This is a genomic window from Neobacillus sp. FW104-15D2 (assembly GCF_058790155.1).
This window is the reverse complement of sequence record NZ_JBYTCJ010000017.1, coordinates 84,947-108,660: the sequence shown is the minus strand read 5'-3', so window position 1 is coordinate 108,660 and position 23,714 is coordinate 84,947. Positions and strand designations below refer to the sequence as shown.

Annotated in this window: 26 protein-coding genes; 2 read left to right on the top strand and 24 right to left on the bottom strand. The window is 41.6% G+C overall.

The window, feature by feature from the left end; translation table 11 throughout:
• Nucleotides 1–3: 3 nt before the first annotated feature.
• From hypE to AC3WR0_RS14695, 13 genes are all read right to left on the bottom strand, one after another.
• A complete protein-coding gene (gene hypE / locus AC3WR0_RS14755) occupies nt 4–1,005 on the bottom strand; it encodes a hydrogenase expression/formation protein HypE (RefSeq protein WP_492553023.1) in 1,002 nt (333 codons plus the stop codon).
• Complete coding sequence (hypD, locus tag AC3WR0_RS14750) at nt 1,005–2,117, bottom strand: hydrogenase formation protein HypD (protein WP_492553022.1); 1,113 nt, start codon at nt 2,115–2,117, stop codon at nt 1,005–1,007. Before hypD ends, hypE begins: the two co-directional genes overlap by 1 nt.
• A complete protein-coding gene (locus tag AC3WR0_RS14745; protein ID WP_492553021.1) occupies nt 2,092–2,325 on the bottom strand; it encodes a HypC/HybG/HupF family hydrogenase formation chaperone in 234 nt (77 codons plus the stop codon). The genes hypD and AC3WR0_RS14745 overlap by 26 nt, the downstream gene beginning before the upstream one ends.
• Nucleotides 2,298–4,595 (bottom strand): carbamoyltransferase HypF, encoded by a 2,298-nt coding sequence (gene hypF / locus AC3WR0_RS14740; RefSeq protein WP_492553020.1) that lies wholly within the window; start codon nt 4,593–4,595, stop codon nt 2,298–2,300. Before hypF ends, AC3WR0_RS14745 begins: the two co-directional genes overlap by 28 nt.
• On the bottom strand, nt 4,580–5,239 hold the full coding sequence (gene hypB, locus AC3WR0_RS14735) for a hydrogenase nickel incorporation protein HypB (protein WP_492553019.1): 660 nt from the start codon (nt 5,237–5,239) through the stop codon (nt 4,580–4,582). Before hypB ends, hypF begins: the two co-directional genes overlap by 16 nt.
• Nucleotides 5,236–5,595, bottom strand: a complete 360-nt coding sequence (locus AC3WR0_RS14730) for a hydrogenase maturation nickel metallochaperone HypA/HybF (protein ID WP_492553018.1) — start codon at nt 5,593–5,595, stop codon at nt 5,236–5,238. Before AC3WR0_RS14730 ends, hypB begins: the two co-directional genes overlap by 4 nt.
• On the bottom strand, nt 5,588–6,022 hold the full coding sequence (locus AC3WR0_RS14725; protein ID WP_492553017.1) for a hypothetical protein: 435 nt from the start codon (nt 6,020–6,022) through the stop codon (nt 5,588–5,590). Before AC3WR0_RS14725 ends, AC3WR0_RS14730 begins: the two co-directional genes overlap by 8 nt.
• Nucleotides 6,019–6,507: a HyaD/HybD family hydrogenase maturation endopeptidase gene (locus AC3WR0_RS14720; protein WP_492553016.1), complete on the bottom strand. Its 489-nt coding sequence runs from the start codon at nt 6,505–6,507 to the stop codon at nt 6,019–6,021. Before AC3WR0_RS14720 ends, AC3WR0_RS14725 begins: the two co-directional genes overlap by 4 nt.
• On the bottom strand, nt 6,500–7,303 hold the full coding sequence (gene cybH / locus AC3WR0_RS14715) for a Ni/Fe-hydrogenase, b-type cytochrome subunit (RefSeq protein WP_492553015.1): 804 nt from the start codon (nt 7,301–7,303) through the stop codon (nt 6,500–6,502). Before cybH ends, AC3WR0_RS14720 begins: the two co-directional genes overlap by 8 nt.
• Nucleotides 7,304–7,316: 13 nt before the next feature.
• Complete coding sequence (locus tag AC3WR0_RS14710) at nt 7,317–9,041, bottom strand: nickel-dependent hydrogenase large subunit (RefSeq protein WP_492553014.1); 1,725 nt, start codon at nt 9,039–9,041, stop codon at nt 7,317–7,319.
• Nucleotides 9,038–10,114 (bottom strand): hydrogenase small subunit, encoded by a 1,077-nt coding sequence (locus AC3WR0_RS14705; RefSeq protein ID WP_492553013.1) that lies wholly within the window; start codon nt 10,112–10,114, stop codon nt 9,038–9,040. The genes AC3WR0_RS14710 and AC3WR0_RS14705 overlap by 4 nt, the downstream gene beginning before the upstream one ends.
• Nucleotides 10,115–10,569: 455 nt before the next feature.
• Entirely contained in the window at nt 10,570–11,334 is a 765-nt protein-coding gene (tatC, locus tag AC3WR0_RS14700; RefSeq protein WP_492553012.1) for a twin-arginine translocase subunit TatC, read from the bottom strand.
• A gap of 126 nt (nt 11,335–11,460) precedes the next feature.
• Nucleotides 11,461–11,655, bottom strand: a complete 195-nt coding sequence (locus AC3WR0_RS14695) for a twin-arginine translocase TatA/TatE family subunit (RefSeq protein WP_492553011.1) — start codon at nt 11,653–11,655, stop codon at nt 11,461–11,463.
• A 324-nt stretch (nt 11,656–11,979) separates the two neighbouring features.
• Between AC3WR0_RS14695 and AC3WR0_RS14690 the strand changes: the two genes are divergently transcribed.
• A complete protein-coding gene (locus AC3WR0_RS14690; RefSeq protein ID WP_492553010.1) occupies nt 11,980–12,219 on the top strand; it encodes a hypothetical protein in 240 nt (79 codons plus the stop codon).
• A 51-nt stretch (nt 12,220–12,270) separates the two neighbouring features.
• Here AC3WR0_RS14690 and AC3WR0_RS14685 read toward each other — a convergent pair whose 3' ends face one another.
• The 7 genes from AC3WR0_RS14685 to AC3WR0_RS14655 all read right to left on the bottom strand — a co-directional run bounded on the left by AC3WR0_RS14685 (nt 12,271) and on the right by AC3WR0_RS14655 (nt 18,792).
• Nucleotides 12,271–12,756 carry a dihydrofolate reductase gene (locus AC3WR0_RS14685; protein WP_492553009.1) on the bottom strand — a complete coding sequence of 162 codons (486 nt, stop codon included), beginning with the start codon at nt 12,754–12,756 and terminating at the stop codon, nt 12,271–12,273.
• Nucleotides 12,753–13,547 (bottom strand): thymidylate synthase, encoded by a 795-nt coding sequence (locus AC3WR0_RS14680; protein ID WP_492553008.1) that lies wholly within the window; start codon nt 13,545–13,547, stop codon nt 12,753–12,755. Before AC3WR0_RS14680 ends, AC3WR0_RS14685 begins: the two co-directional genes overlap by 4 nt.
• Nucleotides 13,548–13,836: 289 nt before the next feature.
• A complete protein-coding gene (locus tag AC3WR0_RS14675; RefSeq protein ID WP_492553007.1) occupies nt 13,837–14,544 on the bottom strand; it encodes an anthrax toxin lethal factor-related metalloendopeptidase in 708 nt (235 codons plus the stop codon).
• Between the two features lie 237 nt (nt 14,545–14,781).
• Complete coding sequence (locus tag AC3WR0_RS14670) at nt 14,782–15,360, bottom strand: TerD family protein (RefSeq protein ID WP_492553006.1); 579 nt, start codon at nt 15,358–15,360, stop codon at nt 14,782–14,784.
• 26 nt (nt 15,361–15,386) lie between these two features.
• Nucleotides 15,387–16,004 carry a TerD family protein gene (locus tag AC3WR0_RS14665; RefSeq protein WP_027322022.1) on the bottom strand — a complete coding sequence of 206 codons (618 nt, stop codon included), beginning with the start codon at nt 16,002–16,004 and terminating at the stop codon, nt 15,387–15,389.
• Nucleotides 16,005–16,043: 39 nt separating this feature from the next.
• Nucleotides 16,044–17,150, bottom strand: a complete 1,107-nt coding sequence (locus AC3WR0_RS14660; RefSeq protein ID WP_492553005.1) for a toxic anion resistance protein — start codon at nt 17,148–17,150, stop codon at nt 16,044–16,046.
• A gap of 4 nt (nt 17,151–17,154) precedes the next feature.
• Complete coding sequence (locus tag AC3WR0_RS14655) at nt 17,155–18,792, bottom strand: YceG family protein (RefSeq protein WP_492553004.1); 1,638 nt, start codon at nt 18,790–18,792, stop codon at nt 17,155–17,157.
• 217 nt (nt 18,793–19,009) lie between these two features.
• Between AC3WR0_RS14655 and AC3WR0_RS14650 the strand changes: the two genes are divergently transcribed.
• On the top strand, nt 19,010–19,270 hold the full coding sequence (locus AC3WR0_RS14650; RefSeq protein WP_492553003.1) for a hypothetical protein: 261 nt from the start codon (nt 19,010–19,012) through the stop codon (nt 19,268–19,270).
• On the opposite strand, the gene AC3WR0_RS14645 is transcribed toward AC3WR0_RS14650, so the two are convergent.
• The 4 genes from AC3WR0_RS14645 to AC3WR0_RS14630 are packed head-to-tail and all read right to left on the bottom strand — an operon-like array spanning nt 19,251 to nt 23,676.
• The gene (locus AC3WR0_RS14645; protein ID WP_492553002.1) at nt 19,251–20,051 is read right to left on the bottom strand and encodes an HAD family hydrolase; all 801 of its coding nucleotides are present in this window, start codon (nt 20,049–20,051) and stop codon (nt 19,251–19,253) included. The two genes, AC3WR0_RS14650 and AC3WR0_RS14645, sit on opposite strands and share 20 nt — an antisense overlap.
• The gene (locus AC3WR0_RS14640) at nt 20,048–21,169 is read right to left on the bottom strand and encodes a cysteine protease StiP family protein (protein ID WP_492553001.1); all 1,122 of its coding nucleotides are present in this window, start codon (nt 21,167–21,169) and stop codon (nt 20,048–20,050) included. Before AC3WR0_RS14640 ends, AC3WR0_RS14645 begins: the two co-directional genes overlap by 4 nt.
• On the bottom strand, nt 21,162–22,538 hold the full coding sequence (locus AC3WR0_RS14635; protein WP_492553000.1) for a phosphoribosyltransferase family protein: 1,377 nt from the start codon (nt 22,536–22,538) through the stop codon (nt 21,162–21,164). Before AC3WR0_RS14635 ends, AC3WR0_RS14640 begins: the two co-directional genes overlap by 8 nt.
• On the bottom strand, nt 22,489–23,676 hold the full coding sequence (locus tag AC3WR0_RS14630) for an HpcH/HpaI aldolase/citrate lyase family protein (RefSeq protein WP_492552999.1): 1,188 nt from the start codon (nt 23,674–23,676) through the stop codon (nt 22,489–22,491). The genes AC3WR0_RS14635 and AC3WR0_RS14630 overlap by 50 nt, the downstream gene beginning before the upstream one ends.
• Nucleotides 23,677–23,714: the final 38 nt, after the last annotated feature.

Sequence of the window (23,714 nt, the reverse complement as noted above, 5' to 3'; positions counted from 1 at the left end):
TCCTTAACATATCCTCGGAAACATAGTCCCTGATAATCTTGAGAGAAGCCGCTTAGACCCTAGCGGAGTTTCCAACTGTAGCTGTCCTTTTTCTTTACCAATTATAGAACCCACTACAACTGCATCCTGACCCTCGGGAAAACTCCTCAATATATCCAATACCTTTTCTTTCTCTTTATCTGCAACTATCACAATCGCTTTTCCTTCATTTGCGAGGTAGAGGGGGTCAAATCCCAGCAGGTCACAAACTCCATGTACCTCTTGTTTTACAGGCAAATCCAGTTCGTTAATTTTCATAGTTAACGAGAAGTCTTCAGCAATTTCCACCAGTGTAGTTGCAAGTCCACCGCGTGTAGGATCCCTCATAATACGAACACCATCTGTTTTTTCAAGTACTTCCCACAACATTTTATTTAATGAAGCACAGTCGCTATTTAGAGGAACGGTTATGCCAAGTTCTCCCCGTGCTGCCAGGACAGCAATGCCGTGGTCCCCAATGCTTCCGGAAACAATGATGGCATCCCCTTCTTCAAATTCCAAACTGCAGCCAATGCCCTCCTTATAGACACCAAGACCAGTTGTATTAATGTAAACCCCGTCTGCACTGCCACGTTCTACTACTTTTGTATCACCGGCCACAATCGTGACACCTGTTTTCCGGGCTTCAGCTGCCATATCTTCTACGATCCTCTTTAAGTCGGAGATTGAAAAGCCTTCTTCAATCACAAACCCGCAGGTTAGATATAGAGCCTTTGCTCCGCTGACTGCCAGGTCGTTTACGGTCCCGGCAACCGCCAGCTTGCCGATGGTGCCGCCTGGAAAGAAGATTGGTTTAATAACAAATGAATCTGTTGTAACAGCGATCCTGCTTCCCTCAATTCCCAAAGAGGCTGCATCAAATAAAGCAGAGCCATCGGAACCAAAGGCTTCTATAAATATATCTCGGATTAGACGGTGGCTTAGTTCACCGCCGTCTCCGTGTGCGAGGCTGATATACTTTTCCATTAGAAGGTCTCCCTCATGTATTGATAATAAGCTGAACAGCTGCCTTCTGCTGAAACCATGCATGGTCCGACTGGGTTCATTGGATGGCAGGCTTTACCGAACAATGGGCATTCATTAGGTGTTATCAATCCTCTGATCACCTCGCCACAGCGGCATTGCGTTTTTCTTGGTTCACCTACATTTACAGTGAAGCGCTTTTTCGCATTGTATTGGTCATACTCTGGTTTTAAATCAAGGCCGCTTGCAGTGATAACACCAATTCCGCGCCAGGCTTCATCACACTCAGCCAAATATTTTTCCATCCAACTATGAATAACCTGATTTCCTGTCTTGGTAACCGCCATTGGGTGATTATTTAAAATGGCCTTTTCTTCTTTTAAAGCAAGGTCAATTAATTTATAAATTCCGGAAAGTAATTCGGCTGTTTCAAAGCCTGTAATCACACCCGATATATTATATTCGTCCACTAAATATTGATAGGAATCCTCTCCAAGTACAATTGAAACGTGACCGGGAAGTAAAAAGCCATCCAATTTTACTTCACCTGCATCCAATAAATAGCGAAGTACCGGCTCTACTAGCTTTGTAGTCATCCAGATTGAGAAGTTTTGAATGCCTCTTCTCTCTGCCTCCCCCACCATCAGGGTCAGGATTGGAATGGTAGTCTCAAAACCTACACCTAGGAAAATAACCTCTTTGTCTGGGTTTTCTTCTGCTACCTTTATGGCATCTGTTGGCGCGTATAAAACCCGGATGTCTTTTCCGGCAATTTTGGAATCAAGGAGTGTTTTACTGGAGCCTGGTACTCGCATCATGTCTCCGAATGTACTGATAATCCTGTTCTCACCCTCTGACAAGGCAATCATGGCGTCTATCGAGCGCTGATCTGTTACACAGACCGGGCAGCCGGGACCTGATATAAGGTTTACATCATTCTTCAAGCACATTTTCACACCGGTTCTTGCAAGAGACATAGTATGTGAACCGCACACCTCCATGAAGGCCGGTTTTCGTCCAAACTTCCTTTGAAATTCTTTCGCTTTTTCAATGACTGCCTCTACCAGCGGTTTGCATATCTCGGGATTATTAGACTCTTTCAGAATTTCGAGCATCGATGAGCTTCCTCCATTCCAGCACGCTTTCACGTGCATACTTTTCATCAACGATGCTCATTGCCTGGCCGGCATGTACGATAACATAATCACCCAGCTCTACTTCCGGCACAAAAATAATTCCAACCGTTGTCTGCGAACCCATCACGTCTACCACTGCGCTGTACTCCATTTTTTTGACTACTTTTGCTGGTACGCCAACACACATGATTCCTTCCTCCTCTTTGCCTCCGCTGCGGCAAGCTGGCCAAATGAAAGGCCTCCATCGTTGCAGGGGATTTTTTCAGGGACAAATACTTCAAATCCTTTTTTTGTTAATTCTTCACTTATTCGTTTGCGAAGGTATCGGTTATGAAAACTGCCTCCTGACAAAACTACTTTTCTCTCAGAATCTCTGACTATAATCTCCATCGCTCGGATGATTGCCTCTGCTACTGTCTCATGGAACCTTCCGCTAATCTTGCATTTATCAATTCCAGAAAGTACATCTTCTGCAATTTGCTCTATCATTTTTGAAAAATCAAATACGAGATGACCGTCTTCAAAGTTAAAGTTGTATCCGTAAGACGTTAAGATGTTATTCTCATTGGCTAACTCTGATAAAAGAATTGCCGCTTCACCGTCGTATGTTGATACTTTTGTTATGCCGCATATCGCACTGACCGCGTCAAATAATCTGCCGCATGTTCCCGCCTGAATTGTATTTACTTTTTTATCAATCATGGCTCGCAGAATATCAATCTCGTTTGTTTTTTCCGGAAAAATCTTTTTGGCTAGCTCTGCTCCTCGATCTCCATGGAGATCCATTAGCATGGCAACAGCATTTCTCCATGGTTCACGAATGCTTTTTTCGTTCCCAGGAAGAGGGGTGTATTTTAAATGCGCAAGCCGCTTAAAATCAGCACGTTCCCCATGTAGGATTTCAAATCCCCAAACATTTCCGTCAGGACCATACCCGGTTCCATCTAAAATGATCCCGAAAACCTCACCCTCGATTTTGTGCTCTTCCATACAGGCTGCCATATGGGCATGATGATGCTGAACCTCTATCACTCTTGCAAACTCGTTTGCAAGTTTACGCACATAATAACCAGGATGCGCATCAATTACGGCCGCCTTTTTAGGTGTGTCAATCCATTTTAATAAATGCTCCAACTCCTGCTTATAATGATTAATGGTTTCAAGGTTTTCCAGATCACCAATATGCGGTCCTATAAATATCTGTTCGTTTCGTCCAATTGTGAAGGTGTTTTTTTGCTGTCCTCCGAGTGCAATAATTCCCGTAACATCCCTGTCTGTTGCAAATGGGTCCGGAACATAACCTCGTGACCTGCGGAAAAAATCGGTTTTTCCATTATTTATTTGAACGACTGAATCGTCAACCGGATGCAGAATTTCCCGATTGTGTGTGAGAAAATAATCGGCAATTCCCTTCATGTAATCCAAAGCCTTATCATCTCTATACATAATCGGCTGGCCGGAAGGATTCGCGCTTGTCATGATAAGGCAGGAGATTTCTCCTGTCTGAAAAAGCAAATGATGAAGAGGAGTATAAGGAAGCATAACTCCAATCGTCGTCATACCTGGCGCGACACTCTCAGCCAGCCTGTATGCTTCTCCCTTTTTTAAAATAACAATGGGTGCCTCGGGACTCTCCATTAAAACTTTTTCTTCTTTTGTTATATCAGCAAATTTTTTGGCTGCTTGCAATGATGCAGCCATAACGGCGAGCGGCCGTATAGGACGGTTTTTCCGTTTCCTAAGCTCAGCTACAGCCTTTTCATTCCTTGCGTCACAGCAAAGGTGGTAACCGCCAATCCCTTTTATTGCAATGATTTTGCCTTCAGACAGCAGCTTTATTGTGCTTTCGATTTGAGTGGCTGACTCAAGCTCATTTCCATTGATATCAAGCAGCTTTACCTGCGGACCGCATTTTGGGCAGGCAATTGGCTGTGCGTGATGCCTTCTGTTCATGGGGTCCTCATATTCCCTCCTGCAGTCATCACACATAGGAAACTCACTCATGCTTGTGTAAGGACGGTCATAGGGAAGTTCACGAATAATCGTATAGCGAGGTCCGCACTGAGTACAGTTAATAAAGGGGTATTGATACCGAAAATCGTTCGGATCATTCATTTCGTTCAGACAGTCATCACAGACAGCAGAATCAATTGGAATGATGAGCATCGATGTTCCGCTTCTCTCGCTTGGAATGATTGAAAAGCCTGATCTACCGCTAACCGCCGTTTCTTCACGAATGATCTTGTTTATTTTTGAAAGCCGGGGTGCTTTATTTTCCAAATCAGATAAAAAAACTTCAATTTGGACCGATTCTCCTTCGATATGGATTTTGACTCCGTCCATATTGTTTTGCACTGTACCCGCGAGATGATATTTCTCAGCAAGCTGGAAAACAAAAGGCCGAAAGCCAACTCCCTGCACCCTCCCCTGGACGGCAACTTTTACTGCTCTAAGCATCTTTGGTACGCCCCTTCAATCCAGGAGAACCATTCATCCATACCTTCATTGGTTCGGGCGGACAGCGGGATTAAATAAGATTCGGGATTAAGTCCGGAAAGGTCCTGCCGTGCTTCCTCCAGGCTGAAATCCAAATATGGAAGAAGGTCGATTTTATTGATTAAAACAAGTTCCGTTCTCATGAACATAGTTGGGTATTTTGGAATTTTATCATTGCCCTCAGGTACGCTAAGGATGGCCACTTTATGATTTTGTCCAAGGTCATAACCTGAAGGACAGACAAGGTTTCCGACATTTTCAATAAACAAAAGGTCGATTTCATCTAAATCCAGCTCTCCTAGAGTTGCAGCGATCATTCTTGCATCAAGATGACAGCCGCCATGAGTGTTAATTTGAATAGCATGTGCTCCCATTGCACGAATACGGTCCGCATCCTTTTCAGTAGCGAGGTCACCTTCTATCACGGCAATTTTATACTTTCCTGACAGGGAACGAACGGTCTCTTCCAGCACAGTCGTTTTACCGGCACCTGGGGAACTCATAATGTTGACTACCATTGTTTTCGTTTTCTCAAACAGCTCCCTGTTGAATTCTGCTGCTTTATTGTTGTTGGTTAACACGTCTGTCCGTAAAGTTACTTTCATTTCGTACCGCTCCCTTCATATGATAGGACTTGAAATGTTTCTCCGCTCGTTACCTTCCCAGATGGAACACCACAGCTAGGGCACTGGGCAATTTTATAATCAGGATGATATTGGAGTCCGCAAATGACACATTCTGCTTGTGCTTCTTCTATTTGAATCACCAGTTCTGCTTCTTGTGAAAACAAATGCGGATTCTGTTCCTTAAAGATGGCGAAGGCCATTTGCAGTGCTTCAGGCATCGCATTTGAAATTTCGCCAACCACCAGCTCTATTTTCTCAATTTTTTCGAACCCTTTACTGCAAGCGTCTTCGTGTACCAGCTGAAGAATATCCCCCATTAATGACATTTCATGCATGGCTGCCACCTTGTTTCTTTATCTTTTGGAAACCAACAAAATATTGGCTGTTTCGTTTTTTCACTGATAATTCTTCTAGCTTTAACTCGCCTTTTCCGGTGAAAAAGTAATATTCTTTCTCACAATTCAAACATTTTCCACTTGAATATAGTGTTGTAAGGGTAATAATATTCGAACATACAGGACAAATACTGCTGAATGCCTGCATGTTCGTATCAGTAGAAAACAATATGACGGGTCTTCCCCCAATAAATCGGAGTTCGAGATTTTCTGTTTGGGAATCAAGTGGGTGCCATTCAATCCCAAGAACACGGTCAGCAGCATCCTCAACTTTTTCCAAATCTTCCTTTAAAAAGGGTTCATAAACCGACTTGACTGTTTCAAACAAGCTTCCGCCCATTTCCTTTAAAAAATCCAGTCTTTTCATGAGGCATCTCTCCATTGATTTACCTGGTCGATAATCCTTTCTGCAAGTTCACTCAGCTTTTCACGATTCGTATCTGTTAATTCCACTCCAAGCTCTAAGGATGTAGGCTGCATGCCATACATAACAATTTGCTGTGGATAGCGGTCCCGCATTTTTGCAGCAAGAAGAACCTCCTGAAATCCAAGCTGGTGGATTGACATTTTGATGCCAAAATAAGCTGGAATTTCATCGCCTTCAAGCCTGATGATTGTTCCTCCCGTTTTTCCCGCATTGATCGCATCAATGATAATCAGCTTTTCAGCATCCTCAACAGGTCCCAATAATCTCATTCCGTCTGTCAGGCCTTCAATGATTTCTACATTTTCTTCCTCGCCAAGGGCTTCCTCGAGCAAGGGCAAAATGTGGATGCCAACACCCTCATCAGAGAAGAGGGTGTTGCCAATTCCTAAAATCGTTACCTTTTTATCAATCTGTCTATTATTCATGTTTGTCACCAACTGTTTTTTTAGGTTCCGTTTTATAGCCTGTAATCATGGAAGAAACGGAGCCGTTGCGTTCCAGGTAATCATCCCGGAAAGCCATGTAAATATGGATAAACATGAATAGCATGAACCCCCAAGCAGCCAGGTGATGCCAGGATCTTAATACATAGCTGTCACCGCCGAACAGGAACGGCACCCAATTGAACAGTGAGGCCCAGACGGATTCGTGCTGAGGTTCAAAATACATATAAAATCCGGTCAGCATGACAATCCATGAACCCAATCCGATAAAAATCCAGTAGCTAAGCTGCGCCAGAGGGTTATGACCTACATAGTGCGGCTTTTTATTTTTCAAAAAGAGATAAAATTTGATTGTCTCAAAAACTTCCTTCCAAAATATCAGCCTGAATGGATTGGACGTTGCATATTTATTTCCGGCGAATGTCCAATATAGCCTGTAAATCAGATTAAGCGTAAACAGGAAGGCGGCGAAAAAGTGAATGTATCGAACCCAGCCCATTAAATTAGAATAATAGGCTTCTCCGCCAATAGATGCAGATGCAAAAGGTTTTCCAATGTAAACTCCAGTGATCATTAATAGAAGAGTCGCAAAAGTATTAACCCAGTGAAAAATCCTGACGGGAAGCTCCCAAACATACACTTTTACCGATTCAGTTTTGATAGGCTTATATTTTATTAGCCTTTCTGGATGGAAAGATGCCTCGCTGCTTTTCCCGGGGGCGGGATCCGGCAGGGGAGCAGGCATTTGATTCGGTATATGTGGCATGAGGTCTGACATATTGCCTCTCCTCCTAACCTAAACGAATTTCAGTCGTATTGTTCGTTTCCAAATCTGTTAAGTGAACTGCACAAGCAAGACAAGGGTCAAAGGAATGGATAATGCGCATGATTTCCAGTGGCTGTTCTTTATTCAGCATCGGTGTTCCTTTCAGCGCTGCCTCATAAGCACCGATTTCACCCTTATGATCCTTTGGTGAAGCATTCCAGGTTGATGGTACGACTGCCTGGTAGTTCTTTGTTTTTCCGTCCTCAATATCTATCCAGTGACCCAGTGCGCCCCTTGGTGCTTCCATCCAGCCAACACCCTTGGCTCTCTTAGGCCAGCTTGACGGATCCCACTTGGTCCGGTCAAAGGTAACCTGGTTGCCGCTCCTTATATTTTTCAGCAGCTCATTCATATCATTTCTTAGCCATCCTGAAATGAGCACAGTTTCCAACCCCCGGGCTACGGTACGACCCAATGCGGATTGAAGAGCAGAGATAGGAAGGCCAAGTTTTTTAAGCGTATCGTCAACTATGCCGACAATTTCATCCTTACCAGCAGCATATCCGACAATCATCCTGGCTAGAGGACCTGTTTCCATCGGATGTTCCTTCCAGCGAGGTGCCTTAAGCCAGCTGTATTGCTTATCCGTATCAAGATTTTTGAAAGGTGCTTTAGGTCCTGTATAATTTAGGGCTGTCTCACCCTCAAAAGGATGCTTGCCCTGACCGTCACCCTCACTGCCATCATAGGTATACCAGGAGTGATCGATAAATTCCTGTACATGTTCAGGATCTTTTAGGTCAATATCATGGATTTCATTTAAGTTGCCGTTCAGGATTACTCCTCTTGGCATCCTGTAATTTTTCACATCGTATAAGTCACTTGTTGAAAAATCTCCATAACATAGATAGTTATTTAATCCTCCCCCATAGGTCCAGTCCTTATAGAACGAACCAATCGCAAGAAGGTCAGGAATATAAACTTGGTTAACGAACTCTTTAGCCTGGTCAATCAGCTGAGATACATGCATCAGACGCTCAGCATGAATGCCGTTATCACTATCAATATCCAGCGGTGTCGCCATACCTCCCACCACATAGTGAGGATGCGGGTTTTTGCCACCGAAGATGGTATGAATTTTTACAATTTCCTTTTGCCAGTCAAGCGCTTCAAGATAATGGGCTACAGCCAATAGATTAACCTCAGGAGGCAGTTTATAAGCTTTATGTCCCCAATAGCCATTTGCGAAAATTCCAAGCTGTCCGCTTTCCACTATCTTTTTCACTTTGTTTTGTACATCGGTAAAATATCCAGGTGATGATTTTGGCCAGCTTGAGATGGACTGTGCAATCCTCGAGGTTTCAGCAGGATTTGCTTTTAAAGCACTGACAACATCGACCCAGTCCAATGCGTGGAGATGGTAGAAGTGAACCACATGGTCGTGAACAAAAAGTGTTTCATTCATGATGTCGCGAATTAAATGAGCGTTTCTTGGGATTTTTATTTTAAGAGCATCTTCAACCGATCGTATGGAGGCCAAGGCATGGACCGTCGTACATACACCGCAGATCCGCTGGACGAAAGCCCAGACATCACGGGGATCACGGTCTCTTACAATAAGCTCAAGTCCGCGGACTGCCGTACCCGAGCTGTATGCTTCCTTGATTGTTCCTTTTTCATCAACATCGACTTCTACTCGAAGATGGCCTTCAATTCTGGTAATCGGATCTACAACTATTCGTTCGCTCATTCCTCGTCACCTCGTTGGTCGTCTTTCTTTTTCTTGATTACAGTCCCTGCAGCGTGAACAGCAATTCCGGCAGTGGTTGCCCCAATAGCAGCAAGCCCGACCATATCAGGATTAATTGTAGTTTGTGTTCCAGGTATCTTAGCTCTTCTTGTATAGAATGGGCCATTATCCCAAAAGGCATTTTCTGAGCATCCAATGCAAGGGTTTCCGGATTGGATTGGATAGCTAACCCCGCTATTCCAGCGCATTTCGGCACAGGAGTTGTAAGTTGTCGGTCCTTTGCAGCCTACTTTATAAAGGCAATACCCCTGTTTGGCGCCCTCATCATCGAAATCCTCAACGAACAGGCCTGCATCAAAATATGCCCGGCGGTTGCATTTATCATGAATGCGGTGGCGGTAGAAAGCTTTAGGCCTTCCCTGATTATCAAGCTCAGGCATCTTTCCGAAAGTAATTATATGGGCAATAACACCTGTCATAACCTCTGCTATTGGCGGGCAGCCAGGCACCAGGATGACCGGTGTGTTTTTCACATAACTTGTAACAGGCTTTGCCCCTGTTGGATTTGGATGAGCAGCGGCAATTCCTCCCCAGGAAGAACAGGAACCGTAAGCAATGATTGCCTTTGCGCCTTCCGCCATTTCGAGGAATGTTTCTTTTGCGGATTGTCCTGCAACAGACAGGAAGGAGTCATCTTCTGGGATACTTCCTTCAACCGCAATGACATACTCCCCTTTGTAATCCTTTAGTACCTGCTTCATCGCGGCCTCGACCTGATGGCCGGAAGCTGCCGAAAGCACTTCAGAATACTCAAGTGAAATCATATCGAGCAGAACGCTTTCAGTCTTTGGCTGTGATGATCTGATAAATGATTCCGAACAGCCTGTGCAGTCCTGGAACTGCAGCCATACGACCGGCACTCTAGTTTTCGTTTCCATAGCCTTAACAACGGTGTCGGACTGGGTGTATTCCAGACCGAGAGCGGCTGCTACAGCTGTACACATCTTCAGGAAATCCCGGCGTGTAAATCCATGATCAATAGCGGCTTCATATACGGTTTTCTGTCTCTTCATCCGCTTTTCCCCTCCACTTAACAAGTAGAAAATATATATTTTTCAGCGTAAATGTAGCATAAATATAGGGAATTAGTCTTGAATTTTCCGAAAAGTACACAAAGTCTTCTTAAGTGTATTTTTATCTTATTTTTAGTGGAAACTCCCACCAACATATAACTTGGCATTCATCAAGTCCTTTTGGCGAGTGCCGAGTTTTGCTTATCACACTCCACTCCAAACAGTTCATCCTCGAAAAAGCTATGCCTTTTCCCCATGCGGGGTAAAACTGACGAAGTCTTCCTTATCCTATGGCTTTCGTCTGACTAGGGCTTACTCGGAAAAGCAGAAGTTTTTCCATCGTGCAATAATATAGCTGACAAAGCTTTCCTTGTCCTGTCCGTCGTACGTTAAGAAATTATTCATAAAAGCAAAAAAACCTCCAGATCGCTCTGAAGGTTTTTGAAAATAATATTCTATTGTACTACTCCGGTTTCCTCTTCACTGTCCTCTGTCTCTGCCCATTCTGCTTCTTTTTTAAGTTTCTTCCTATACACAATTTTTGATAAATTAATACTTACTTCATAAAGGAACAACAATGGCAAGGTTACAACGAAATCCGACATAAAGTCCGGAGGCGTAATGACCACTGCGATGATAATCAATACGAAATAAGCGTATTTGCGGATTTTGGATAAAACAAAAGGATTAATAATCCCTAATGAAGTCAGGAACATGACGACGACAGGCAATTCAAACAGAACCCCAAATGGAAGAGTCATATTCATGATAAACTGGAAATACCTTTCGGCGGTAAAATTGGTAACAAACATATCTCCGCCCATGTCGACGAGAAATTTTAAAACCATCGGAAAGATCACAAAATATCCAAATACAAGCCCGAGTAAAAACAGGAAAAACAACGCCGGGATATAGGTAAGAGTAATTTTCCTTTCCTTCGGCATCAGGGCAGGCTTAACGAAAGCCCATATTTGGATTGCCAGCACAGGAATGGTACAGGCTATTGCAACCACAGTCGCTAGAGTAAAGTAAATCCACATTATATCACTGGGGCCAAGTACCATTAATTTTATATCCAGGTCACGAACGAACCACTTATAAATATCCTCTACATATATAAAGCCGACAATGAAGAAAATCATAAAGGCAATAACGGTTATAATCAGCCTTTTTCTTAGCTCTTCTAAGTGATCGGTTAAATGAAGTTCTTTATCTTCCATACTTTTCCCCTGCCAATTCGTTTGTTGCATCTCTAAAAAAAATCAAGAGGACGATGCTTTCAGTTTCCTAATTGATTAATATATTCGGAATAGCTAAAGAAAAAGGTGCAAGACGAATCTTACACCTTATTTAGTCAAATTTTTCTTTTCTTCATCGATATCATGCATAACATCATCAGTAAGCTCGCGAGTGGACTTTTTAAATTCCTTAAGCGTTTGCCCAAATGCACGGCCGATTTCAGGAAGCTTCTTTGGTCCAAAGATAATCAGGGCCAAAGTCAATATTAAAATTAATCCTGGTACGCCGATATTTGAAAACATGGATGAACATCCCCTTTAGGTTATCAATATTAAATCTACTATGATTATAGTATTTTAAAGGCTGCTTGGGCCAAATAAAATAAAAAAGTCATAAGAAGTTCACAAAAATGAATCTAAATGATGAAAAAGTGACATTTTACATTTTAGAGAAAAGCATTTCTATGCATTAACTCTATTCACAATTTAACAATATCTATTAACGAAGTCAATGTACAAAACCGGAAATGTCTATTTTCAAACTTTTCTTTCACTTTGAAAATATTCCATTGAGATTTGCATATACTATGTCAAAAGAAATGAATTTTTAAAAAGGAAGTGATTAAAATGGAATTTTCCCTGGATAGCTTTGATGGTGCCCTGCCGGTAGAAATCACGATTGATGATGACAATGGGCGTTATATGATTAGGAAAAGCGACACAAGCGGAGAGTTTTTTAACAGCCCAAAAGAACTGATTCAATGGGTGAAAGCGCACTTCCGTGAAGATGAATTCTGCCAGCCGCATGAATTTAACGGAATGCTTTCAAGGCTCGCGGAATATGAAATGGGCGAACTAGGCTACTAATAATCCTTTTAAGAAACCAACCCTATCACAACCGTGATAGGGTCATTGTTTTTATTGCCTTACATATATGCAAAACTCAAATTCATACGGGTTTTTTTCATCTTTAATGCCCTTTTCATTCGAAACTAATTTCCACTCTGACAAATCAAATTCAGGGAAGAAGGTATCACCGCTAAATCGGTCGTGGATCCTTGTTAGATAAAGCTTATCGGCATATTCAAAAGTCTCAATAAATATTTCCGCTCCGCCAATTACAAAGATTTCGTCCTCTATTTGGCGGCTGTATTCCACAAAGTCTTTTACCGAATGAAAAACCGTACAGCCTTCACTCGAATAATTCTTATTCCGGGTGATAATAATATTTTCTCTCCCTGGAAGCGGGCGTCCAATTGACTCGTGGGTTTTTCGGCCCATGGCGATAGGGTGTCCCATAGTAACCCTTTTAAAAAACTTTAAATCCTCTGGCAAATGCCATGGCAGCTGATTGTTTTTCCCAATCGCCCTCTCCTCGTCCATTGCCCATATAAAAGAAATCAAACACTGACAACTCCTTTAATATGCGGATGCGGATCATAGCCCTCAAGTGTAAAATCTTCAAATTGGAATCCAAAAATATCTTTAACCTCAGGATTAATTTTAAGCTGTGGAAGTGTGCGAGGCTCTCTTTCCAGCTGCATTTTAACCTGATCAATATGATTTTTATAAATATGAACATCACCAAAGGTATGCACAAATTCACCTGGTTTTAGGTCACATACCTGGGCAATCATTAATGTTAAAAGTGCATACGATGCGATATTGAAAGGCACCCCGAGGAATACATCCGCTGAACGCTGGTAAAGCTGGCAAGAAAGTTTTCCATCTGCCACATAAAACTGGAACATACAGTGACAAGGGGGTAAGGCCATTTTATTAACTTCTGCAACATTCCACGCATTAACAATTAATCTGCGGGAATCAGGATTGTTTTTTATCTGGCTAATTAATTCACTAATCTGGTCTACAGTCGTTCCGTCTGCTCCGGTCCATGATCTCCACTGATGGCCGTATACAGGTCCAAGCTCGCCATTTTCATCAGCCCACTCGTTCCAAATACGAACTCCATGGTCCTGAAGATATTTTACATTGGTATCTCCCTGTAAAAACCAGAGAAGCTCATAGATAATAGAACGTAAATGTAGCTTTTTTGTCGTTAATAGAGGAAAGCCCTCTTCCAAATTAAATCTCATTTGATAGCCAAAGGTACTAATTGTGCCTGTACCTGTACGGTCTTCTTTTACATTGCCGTTTTCTAAAATATGCTCACAAAGCTGCAAATACTGTTTCAAATCCTTCACTCCCCAAATACTCTTCTAATCATTTTAACATACGAGACTTGTCGATTAAAAAATTTTTATTATTCTAGCACGTTAAACTTTCTTGTTGGTTTCCACTTCATGCGTTCGCCTTTATTCCAAACGAAATGGGCCTTATCAACATTAGTCATAGGTTATAAAAAGTGAGAAGCCCCTCCTGTTTCTTAGATCAACCGGTAAGACTCTTTGCTGGTCCCTATTCAAGTAGTATTTAATTTTTCATAAAAATTAACAGTTCCCAAAAAAAGATAACCCCTGAGAGTTATCTTAATGACTTAATATAGTTAAAAGTTTCAGGTGCTTTATCTTTTAAGAGCGTTTTTGTATGAGGTCCAAGATAATACATTGCAAAGCATTCAGCGAAGTATTCCTCTGGGTAATCAAGGAAATACGAGTTTCCAGGAAATAGTGCCGTTTTTTCTGTATTCCATATTGCTAGAAAATCTGGATTGCTGCGAATTCCATTATAAACATAACGGTCGATTGAGTGAGCCAGTTCATGGAGCTCCAGGTTAACCGAGCTGTGGCCCTTTCCTTTCTCGCTGCTGCCGATTTTTACTAGGACCAGCTTTGATCCTCCCATTCCAGGGACATCGTTCCAGGTGGTTTTATTGTTAGGATAGCCGCGGGGAACCACACCATTTAAATATTTAGCAGTGGGATTATCGGTCAGCTGACCATTAAATAATTTAATATATATACCATCTCTATTAATTTTTTGGAGCATAGATACCGGCAAAGATCCAATCCGCCCGATCATTCCTTCAGCCTGGTTATGATCAAAAGTAGCTTCCGGGAGGATAATGATATTATTTAAGTATTGGCGTGCACTTTTCTCTTTTACATTTTGATATAATACTGAGTTTCTTGGGAACTCTGATAGCAATCTTCCATCATAAGAAGCGTGGGAAGTAGTAATCATGGAGAGAAAAAACACAGCCAGCACTAATGAAGTCATCCATTTTTTCATTTTCATTTCCCCAATGTTCTCTTTTTACTAGAATTATAGCACGGGGAAATAGATTAGTAGGCTGTAAAATGCCCACCTTATCTGTTATTTTATGGAATACCTCACCATTAGAAAAACTTGGCATTCGCCAAGTCCCTTTGGCGGATGCCCTAGTTTTACCTATGCGTTCAGAATTTAGGGATGTAAATTCTGATTAGCCAAAAAAGAAGATGCCCCTCGGCACCTCTTATTATCTTCTTATACAGTTAATCCAAAATTCCGACACAGTGCTGCTAGTCCTCCAGCAAAGCCGCTGCCGACAGCGTTGAACTTCCACTCACCATTATGGCGGTATAGCTCACAAATAACGACAGCAGTTTCAACGGAGAAATCCTCACCGAGGTCAAAACGCAGAATTTCACGGCCGGTTTCTTCATCTACTACACGGGCAAACGCATTCGATACCTGACCGAAGTTCTGGTTTCTTTGGCCAGCATCATGGATAGTAACTGTAATGGCAATTTTATGGACATGAGATGGAACTTTGCTAAAGTCAATTTTAACTTGCTCGTCATCGCCATCACCCTCACCTGTGCGGTTATCGCCGGTGTGCTCCACTGAGCCGCTTGGATGAACCAGGTTATTGTAGAAAATGAAGTCTTCATCATTAACTACCTTTCCATTTAGATCAGCTAGAAACGCTGAAGCATCGAGATCAAAGTCCTGGCCGCCATCATAATGGTTTGTATCCCAGCCGAGTCCGATGATAACCTTTGTCAGGCCAGGATTTGTTTTTGTTAAATCGATTCTTTGTCCTTTTGATAAATTAATGCTCATCTTGTCACCCCGCTAAAGAATGAATTTTAGCTATAAGATTTTACTACTTCGCCAAGGCTGGCTGCGTTTGTTCCTGTACCTACAGCAGCAAATTTCCAGTCAGTGCCATGGCGGTAGATTTCACCTACAACCAAGGATGTTTTTCCACTGTAATCATCCGTTAAATTATAGTGAAGCAAAGATTGCCCGTTTGATGGATTAACAACACGGATAAAGGCATTTTGAATCATGCCGAAATGCTGCTTTCTTTTTACAGCGTCATAAATATTAACAATGAATACAAGCTTTTGGATGTTTGATGGGACTCTTGAAAGATCTACTTGTACCTGCTCATCGTCTCCATCTCCGTCTCCAGTAAGGTTATCACCGGAGTGCTGAATGCTTCCATCAGCGCTTTTTAAGTTTCCAAAATAAACGACATCTTTATTGCTGGTAAGTTTGTCATTCGCACCAAGCATAATAACTGATGCGTCACAGTCCACGTTTGGTGCACTGCTTCCACCGCCGAACAGTGAGCCGAATAAACCGCCGCCTCCACCGCTGCTCTTAACTGGGTCCCAGCCCAAGCCTACCAATATTTTTGATAATCCTGGATTTGTTTTCGTTAAATCTACTCTTTGCCCTTTTTGTAAATTGATTGCCATAGATTTCACCCCATAATAGATTTTATAAGCCTATATGAATTAACCTTGCTGTCTTATATTTTTAAAGTTTTCCTGAAGCTGTTCAAGCCTTCTGGTACCTTCTGTACGAAGACGCTTGTTCTCTTCTTCAATCGCTTTTGTTTCCTGCATTCCTTTAATGATTATGTTCCAGGTTTCTTCAATTGTTTCAATCTTAATGCTCGGACTGCCTGCAAGCCGTGCAATATCAACACTTTGCTGAGATATGTTCTGAGCATTTCGCACAAGCATTTCATTTGTCCTGCGGTCTAGCTCACTCATCGAATCAGCTACAAGCTTTTGACGCTTTGCTGCAACCGCCTGGATTAAACCATTTTTAAAAATAGGGATGGTTGTAACAAAGGCCGAATTAATTTTCCCAATCAGCTTTGTATTACCACGCTGCAGCAGCCTAATCTGCGGTGCCGTTTGCAGTGATACCATTTTAGCCATTTCAAGGTCATAAACACGCTGTTCAAGCGCTTCAATTCCATTACGGAGAGTATCCAGCTGCATCGATGCAAGCTGATCTCCGGAGGCTGCCCGGGACTCAAGCTGCGGAAGCAGATGGTTCTTCATTTCTTCTACCTTTAATTCACCGGCGACCACGTATTTTTCAAGGGTTAAATAATATTGATAGTTTTGTTCATACATTTGCTCAAGCATATGGGTCGCGTCTGTCATTTCATGCTGATACTTGGAAATCTCAACGTAAACCTTGTCAATTTCGCTTCCCATCGTCTGATATTTACCAAAAAGCTTTTCAACCACTTTTTCGCCTTTTTTGAAAAGCTTTGAAAATATGCCGCCTGATGTTTTCTCAAAATCCTTCTTATCAAACTTGTCCATGATGCGGCCCAGCTGTTTAAGCAATTCTCCTGAATCTTCAACCTTTGTTGATCTCATGTTATGAAGAATCTGGTCAGAGAAGCGGGAGATTTGAACTGCAGGCTCTTTCCCGAATTCAAGAATCTGGATTTGGTCACGCTCATCAATTGAGTTGGCCAGGTTCTGGACCTCAGGTTCTTTTCTGAGGGCGAGCTTGATATCTGAAACCTTCGTTTCCGTCAGCAGTTCATCCGGTTTTGATTCCATCAGGTTTGCGGACGTGTTTGGTAATTGATTCATTAGGTCAATCTCCCCTTAAATTTTTTAAAAAGCTTTGGAAAATACCTTTTTTAATAATAGAAGGTTCTTTGAATTCTTGATCAAAAACAACCTCCTCGAGCCAATGGGTATCAAATAGAGACTCTGAAAGAAAATTTTCAATATCATTATGACCGGCTGGATTATAAATGGCAATATCGATCCCAAACTGATTAAGTAACAAGAGGAGGGCAGCGTCTTCTCTTGTCATAATTCCATATTTTTCGTTGTTGTATAAAATAAGCTTCGGAACCTGCTGAGAATAATCAAATCGTTCTAACAGCTGAATCATATTTTTAGGAATTTGCATCGAATGGCTGAAAAGGTATATCTTCAATTCCTCTTCACTTTCCTGTGTTATTCGCTTTAATCCCGGCTTTTCACATATCCTTCTAATCGCGCAGGCTATTCCTTTTTGAAGGCCGGAAGGAAGATGCGAGTATTTCCAATAATGGGCCTCCATCATTTTTTCCGGACTAAGCGATCCGTCTCTGCCCAGGGCATTCCGGTAATGGAAGCGGAAATCATTCGAAGTGGAGCTGGTAAACGGAAAATATCTGATAAGGATGCTATTTTCCATCTGAGTTAGTGAATGGAGTCTGTCCCAGTATTCCTTCCTATTCTTGCTGACACCCTGAAATTTAGCAAATAATGAAGGTATTTGGACCAATCCATTTGCAACATCAAAATCTGGCCGGATCATCGCAGTTTCCTTTGCCAAAATAAAAAACTCATCATAGGTCGTTTTAAGAGTTATAGAGGAAGGCGTGTAATCCCTCAGCTGCCACGGTTTATATAAGCCTGAACCTTCCTGATTGAGTATGGATTCAATCTCCCTTGAGGCCCGGTAGGCAACCGTGGTTTTACGTGCTCTTTTCTCTATTGGAAAAGGCTCGGCAGGCTTGGTCTGCTGATACTCATGAACAAAAACCTGCTCTGAGATAAATCCCTCCAATATATTGCTTCCTTCAGGCTGAAAAATAACTACATCACAGCCCATACGCACCAGCAGATAAAGGAAATATTGATGGCTCCTTTTAAAGTTTCCATACCACAGGAACCGAGGCATCTCTTTTTCTGGGTCTGCCTTCTCAAGCAAAGGAGCAAGATGGTTTTTAGACCATTTAAATAGGTCCACCACTATACGCCGCAAATTTGTGTTTTTTAAGCCTTCATTTTCAAGACGTGAAAACAATTCAAGTGTTAAAATCCATGCCTCCCTGACCTTTCTGTGAAGCGCCGGGACGTTAGACTTTAAAATAAGCTGTTCTCCATCCAAAAAAGCAACCAGACGGTTTATTGAAAGCTTTTGTTCATGATGGATATTCAGCACTTTTTGAATGGACTGAAAATGCTGATTGTCAATTGTCTTATCAAGAGAATCTTCACTTAGCAAATGAAGTTTGAGCTCCTTGCTATGTACATAATCAAATAACTGATTATAATACTCATCTTCATCAAGCGGTATGCCGAGAAAATTCCCCACTACCTGGCCAATATGGATCATTCCATTTTCCATAGAAAATGCCGGCCGCTCTGATATCGTTTTTTTCAATATCTCTGTCCAGTTTTCAAACGAAAGGGATATTGGCTGAACTTGTAATTGATTATATGATGGATACATTTATAATCCCTTCCCCTAAAGAGCAAAAGATTTTATTGAATAGGTTAGAAAATAATGTAAGCTTTCTTTACCATCATATCACAGTTAAATATAAGGTTCATTTCTTTATACGAATGTCGAAAAAAAATGTTTCATTTATTCTTTATGGGAGGCGTTTTCACCTTTTCCTCCTTTTTTGCATATAGTTGAGTACTTATGTAAAAGAAGGTGGATCAAGATGAGGCTATTTTTTAAGCGGCCCAAAATCAAGGACGTTTCTTCTGAACTGGATTCCATATTTGAAGTCATGCAGTCTGACTTTTTTGTCTATATCGACTTGATTGTTTTTAGCCTTTTATTTTCACTCATGCTTTCGCCTGTTCTTCATTCCTTAAAGATGGACTTAATCTTTTTTGCCAGCACTTATCTTGTTTTTGCAGGAAGTTATTTCTTTCTCTTTTCCAGCAGAGGAAAACCTTTTAAACTCTTTGATGAGTAAGAGCCAAAAAACCTCTAAGGATTTCTTCTCCTGCCAAAACTCCATGTTTGTTAGTAGAAACATATTCGGTGATAGAGCGATTTGCTGCCAGTTCACCGTGTGAAGGGACAAAGCGGCAGTTGCAATGCTGGAGGAAATCCCAGTCCAAAATAGAATCCCCGGCTCCTCCAGCTGCTTTCATACCTTCTCTCTGACAGATAAAGTCGATCGCAGCACCCTTACTGACGGCCTTAGGAATAAAATAAAGCTTTCGGCCCTGCAGGGAAACTCTCCATCCAAAATGGTCAACAAATCCTGATATCACTGACACTTCTTCCCAATCAAGTGGCTTATCAAGAATATAATAGAAAAATAGATCCTCTGCCTGCTTTATTTTCCCTTTGAAAATAAAGCTTTCTTTTTTTAAAAAAGACAATAGTTCAGCCTGAAGGCAGGATTCTGTTTTCATTTGATTTCTGACGATTTCAGCCCAGTCCGCGAGAATGCTGCCATTATACAAAATGTTGGCTCCATTAGCAGTAACCGCGTATCGTATTTCAAGGTCATTTTGAAAAATAAAAATCCTATTAAATTGGTCGGTAGTTCTAGTCGTGACCGGAACAAACATAGCTGTGCGGCAAAGATCCTGTAAAAGCGAAAAGGCTTCTTTTGTCATAAAAGCGGTGGATACTCCGTTTCTCATTTCCACTGGCATAAGGGATTTCTTGTCAGGACATCCGAGATCCAAAAGGGCTCTTTCCGAATATATTAGCGTACGGTCAAGGTCTGAAGCAAAAATCATTCCTCTTTCCCCTTTACCTTTTTAATCAGGCCGCAGCAGGAATAATGCATGTTTGGATAATGGATGACTTCCACTCCTCTTTCTTTGGCGAGCATTAAAATGTGCTTAACATATGGGCTTGAAGGATCCCTCATAAGAATTTTCCAAGGCACTCTCCTGAGAAGCACACGTGTGGTTTCGCCCACTCCAGGCTTAACGAGATGGGAATTCTCAATTTCAAATTCCTGTTGAATCTTAAGAACCTCTTCCATCCCCTGAAAGCTTGCTTCTTTTCCTTCTGCCATTATTACCGCGGCCAACTTTGAAGCTTCTTCAAAAATAAAGCAAAACTCTTTAGAAATTAGATTGATGTAGTCATTAGATACATCCTGACTTTCCAATTCCTTATAATATTTCGCGCCATGAAAGTCTTCATTTCCAATATACATACGGTTTAAAACGGTCCTGCTGACCAGCCCGGATACGGTTGAATTAAGGCAGGCACTAGGAATAAGGAAATCCTCTCTTGTCCCATAGAGGGTTGTGCAAAATCCAGGGTCGGCAATTACTGCAAGACTATCATCCAGATCTATACCATATTTCCCCTTAAATAATTGGCAGGCTTTAGTGAGTTCTTTTGAAATAGCTCCCTTGCCTGTCCACCCATCAACAAACTGAATTTTACACCCCGGGTGCTTAGCCAATATATATCCCAATGCCTTTTCATCAATTCCTCTGTCCCGGATGATACTTATACTGTAGTGGGGCAGTGAAACATTGTATTTCTCCTGCAAATACCGTTTCAGCAGAATTCCTACTGGTGTCCCGGCCCGTGCAAGAGAAACCAGGACTGTGTCTTTCCCTTTTAATAAATATATTTGCTCGGATACAGCGCCAGTGCATAGAGCCATTTTTCGTTTGTACTCGTTTAAAGTATGCCAAAACAAATCAACATAGTGCTCAGGAGGCTGGTATTCCATTGGGAGAGTCTCACTGTAATGCTGTCCGGCCTGGACATTCTTTTCCCTGTTTTCTGTTGTATCTTCAAGCTTGATCCCGCTTAAATCCTTTAGTAAAAACACAACATCATTTTCACTATAGGATCCAATACTATCTGGTTTAGCCAAAACCTTATTCATGCCTTTCACCCCCCTGTGCTGAAAAAAACACTATTTTAACAGAAGGAATAAGTGTTTTTTCAAGTTCCTTTAGAAAAGCAGCCAGCTGTTTATGCAGAACCTCTCTTTCAAAAAACACAAATACTTCTTCGTATAAACCTGGAGGAATGTTGTACACAAAATGATTAACCGTTTTATCTTCAGGATTTGGAAACGCTAAACCATACCTTGCTCCGTAGCCAGGTTCATTTTTTACATAAATAGGACTTCTAGTGGTAGATTGATAGCTGACACCTTCCCCCATAAAAGAGGCTATTTTCATTGGAAGGTACATAAACTCTCCGGTTCCAAGACAAAGGGTCCTGCTGCCATTCCTTTTAGACACAAGGAATTCAGCCGCATTCCGGGAATCTGACCATAAATCTCTGTTTTCTTCAGCTTTTAGACTGAAACGGCCGGTTTCTTTTAAATAATAAGAGTTGTTCACCTTGCCATCCCCAGAGACAGAAGGATTATGAATGCCTGCAAAATAGTTTGGAAGATGAATATATTCCACTTCCGCAGGTATTCTCTCTTCAGGAATCGCGACTAAAGCTTCTTCTTCAATTTCTTTTTCATTGTTAACCTTAGCTAGTCCAGAAACAAGACTAACAATATGTATGGTGATTCCTATTTCATCTTCAGCCTGTTTAAAGGCAGCTCTTGCTTCCTCAGAGCGCCAATCTAAAATAGAAACAACCGTATATTCCTTCCTTGGAAATTGAGACTGAATAGAGCGAATAATATTTAAGGCTGTTTTTCCAGTGGTCAGTTCATCGTCAACTAGGATGATCTCTCTGCCATCCTGAAGGAGTTCAAGAGGAATATAACAGCGGTGCGAGGTGGCATGAGAATGCTCCTCTTCAAATCTGATTACAGGATCAATGTTCAACAGTTCTTCCCTCGTGGTATGGAAAAAATCGGCCGTCTCGAAGCAATCAATAAAAGCATGTCCAAGAGCAGTAGCAGTTTCAGCAAAACCAATGATTAGCGGGCGATGGGTACTATCAATAAAAGGTTCAAGTATATAAGAAAAATCATTCGTTTTAAAAGCAGACAGGAGAGCGTCTTTGCTCTCAGCCTTCTTGCCTTTCACTTTTTCAAGATAACCTGCGGCTAGCAGCGCAGAGGTTAAAAGCGCTTTTTGCGGGTATACAGGAATATGCTTGCCAAGTACCTTGCTGACAAAAAGGAAAGATCTTTTCTTATTGATTCTTGCCGCCATATCAAATAGTTCTTCTAACTTCAGGTCAAATGGATTTTCGGTGAGTTCTATTTCCGCCTTAATCGAATTTAAAATATTATACGTATACTTTTTTTCTGAGCAGGTCAAGGTTTGTGTATTCTTCATGCAGCACCCCATATAGTTGAGATTTCAAAAGTATTTTGGAAGCCCAATATGTATGGGGCTTTATTTCATTCATTTTATTGGCAAATTGGCTCTTTACGGCACCAGATTCGTCCGATTCGGCTTCAAGAATGTTTTGGGCATCCATAAATTCCTCATAGGAAACCACATTCATAGCCTGGACTGCTTTAATATGGGATGGATGAATAACTGTTTTTCCCGTTATTCCATTTGCAATATCCATCATGACCTCTTTTAAAAGACCATCCATATTTCTGTCGATGAGATCAGCTCTCCATTTAATTCCTTCTTCGCCATAACGTTCACGAAAAGGTGTTTGTCTTAGCTGAGGCTTCAGCATTCTTTCCTTCGGAGAGAAATACTCCCATACAGGACCAGATACAATATAAGGTGAGTCAGCTCTTAAGAAAACGTTAATAATGTCAGCGATACAATCCCTTAAAACCGCAATATCATAAACTGTCATATCAGTGCTTCTCCTGATACCATATAAACCGCTGAAATCCGTAGCACCGATCCTGACATTTAAAATAAACTCCCGGTATTCGTCAAGAAGGTTCTTTATCCCAATCAATTCATCCATTCTGCTTTCCTTTTGTATTACCTTAGGGGTTTCAAGAATAGGCATTGCATAAAAAGGACCAAAGTCGGTATTTATGCTGCGCAACTCATCAAGGAGCAGCCGCCCGCTTACCGGTTCGAATTTTGGGAGCACTACACCGGCCGAAACTTGAATGCCCTCTCCCAATTGTTCTCTTATTCTCTTCAATTGGTCCAGGTCCCGGACTCTTATAAAGATCAGAGGCAGATCATCAAATGACAAATATCCATTTTTTACAGCAGTCATTAAATGGTCCATTTCTTCGACCAGATTATTTTCGGCAAACAAAACTTCCTTGTCGCCCACGGCATCCTCAAGATCGAGGACAAGCGAAGTAAGGCCTTGATGTTTCTTTGAAATAATGCTTTGATGAATATCTCCTCTGGTTGCAGGCATATAAAGAGTGGCTCCAAGGGCATAAGAAAGTATCTCTCTATCGGTGAATTTATTAAATGACCCGGGTTCCTTAAAAAACAAGTCTGACATTTCTTTATCATAAAAATCAGAGAAAAATCTCATTGAAAGATTACACACCCTATCATTGATAATTCCATAAT

Coding starts and splice junctions, on each gene's coding strand:
- AC3WR0_RS14690 (WP_492553010.1), top strand. CDS start 11,980: ATGGAATTTTCCCTGGATAGCTTTGATGGTGCCCTGCCGGTAGAAATC.
- AC3WR0_RS14660 (WP_492553005.1), bottom strand. CDS start 17,150: ATGAATCAATTACCAAACACGTCCGCAAACCTGATGGAATCAAAACCG.
- AC3WR0_RS14635 (WP_492553000.1), bottom strand. CDS start 22,538: ATGAAGAATACACAAACCTTGACCTGCTCAGAAAAAAAGTATACGTAT.
- tatC (WP_492553012.1), bottom strand. CDS start 11,334: ATGGAAGATAAAGAACTTCATTTAACCGATCACTTAGAAGAGCTAAGA.
- AC3WR0_RS14675 (WP_492553007.1), bottom strand. CDS start 14,544: ATGAAAAAATGGATGACTTCATTAGTGCTGGCTGTGTTTTTTCTCTCC.
- AC3WR0_RS14665 (WP_027322022.1), bottom strand. CDS start 16,004: ATGGCAATCAATTTACAAAAAGGGCAAAGAGTAGATTTAACGAAAACA.
- AC3WR0_RS14745 (WP_492553021.1), bottom strand. CDS start 2,325: ATGTGTGTTGGCGTACCAGCAAAAGTAGTCAAAAAAATGGAGTACAGC.
- hypD (WP_492553022.1), bottom strand. CDS start 2,117: ATGCTCGAAATTCTGAAAGAGTCTAATAATCCCGAGATATGCAAACCG.
- hypB (WP_492553019.1), bottom strand. CDS start 5,239: ATGAAAGTAACTTTACGGACAGACGTGTTAACCAACAACAATAAAGCA.
- AC3WR0_RS14655 (WP_492553004.1), bottom strand. CDS start 18,792: ATGTATCCATCATATAATCAATTACAAGTTCAGCCAATATCCCTTTCG.
- AC3WR0_RS14670 (WP_492553006.1), bottom strand. CDS start 15,360: ATGAGCATTAATTTATCAAAAGGACAAAGAATCGATTTAACAAAAACA.
- cybH (WP_492553015.1), bottom strand. CDS start 7,303: ATGTCAGACCTCATGCCACATATACCGAATCAAATGCCTGCTCCCCTG.
- AC3WR0_RS14730 (WP_492553018.1), bottom strand. CDS start 5,595: ATGCATGAAATGTCATTAATGGGGGATATTCTTCAGCTGGTACACGAA.
- AC3WR0_RS14640 (WP_492553001.1), bottom strand. CDS start 21,169: ATGAATAAGGTTTTGGCTAAACCAGATAGTATTGGATCCTATAGTGAA.
- AC3WR0_RS14705 (WP_492553013.1), bottom strand. CDS start 10,114: ATGAAGAGACAGAAAACCGTATATGAAGCCGCTATTGATCATGGATTT.
- AC3WR0_RS14720 (WP_492553016.1), bottom strand. CDS start 6,507: ATGAATAATAGACAGATTGATAAAAAGGTAACGATTTTAGGAATTGGC.
- AC3WR0_RS14630 (WP_492552999.1), bottom strand. CDS start 23,676: ATGAGATTTTTCTCTGATTTTTATGATAAAGAAATGTCAGACTTGTTT.
- AC3WR0_RS14645 (WP_492553002.1), bottom strand. CDS start 20,051: ATGATTTTTGCTTCAGACCTTGACCGTACGCTAATATATTCGGAAAGA.
- hypE (WP_492553023.1), bottom strand. CDS start 1,005: ATGGAAAAGTATATCAGCCTCGCACACGGAGACGGCGGTGAACTAAGC.
- AC3WR0_RS14725 (WP_492553017.1), bottom strand. CDS start 6,022: ATGAAAAGACTGGATTTTTTAAAGGAAATGGGCGGAAGCTTGTTTGAA.
- AC3WR0_RS14710 (WP_492553014.1), bottom strand. CDS start 9,041: ATGAGCGAACGAATAGTTGTAGATCCGATTACCAGAATTGAAGGCCAT.
- hypF (WP_492553020.1), bottom strand. CDS start 4,595: ATGCTTAGAGCAGTAAAAGTTGCCGTCCAGGGGAGGGTGCAGGGAGTT.
- AC3WR0_RS14695 (WP_492553011.1), bottom strand. CDS start 11,655: ATGTTTTCAAATATCGGCGTACCAGGATTAATTTTAATATTGACTTTG.
- AC3WR0_RS14650 (WP_492553003.1), top strand. CDS start 19,010: ATGAGGCTATTTTTTAAGCGGCCCAAAATCAAGGACGTTTCTTCTGAA.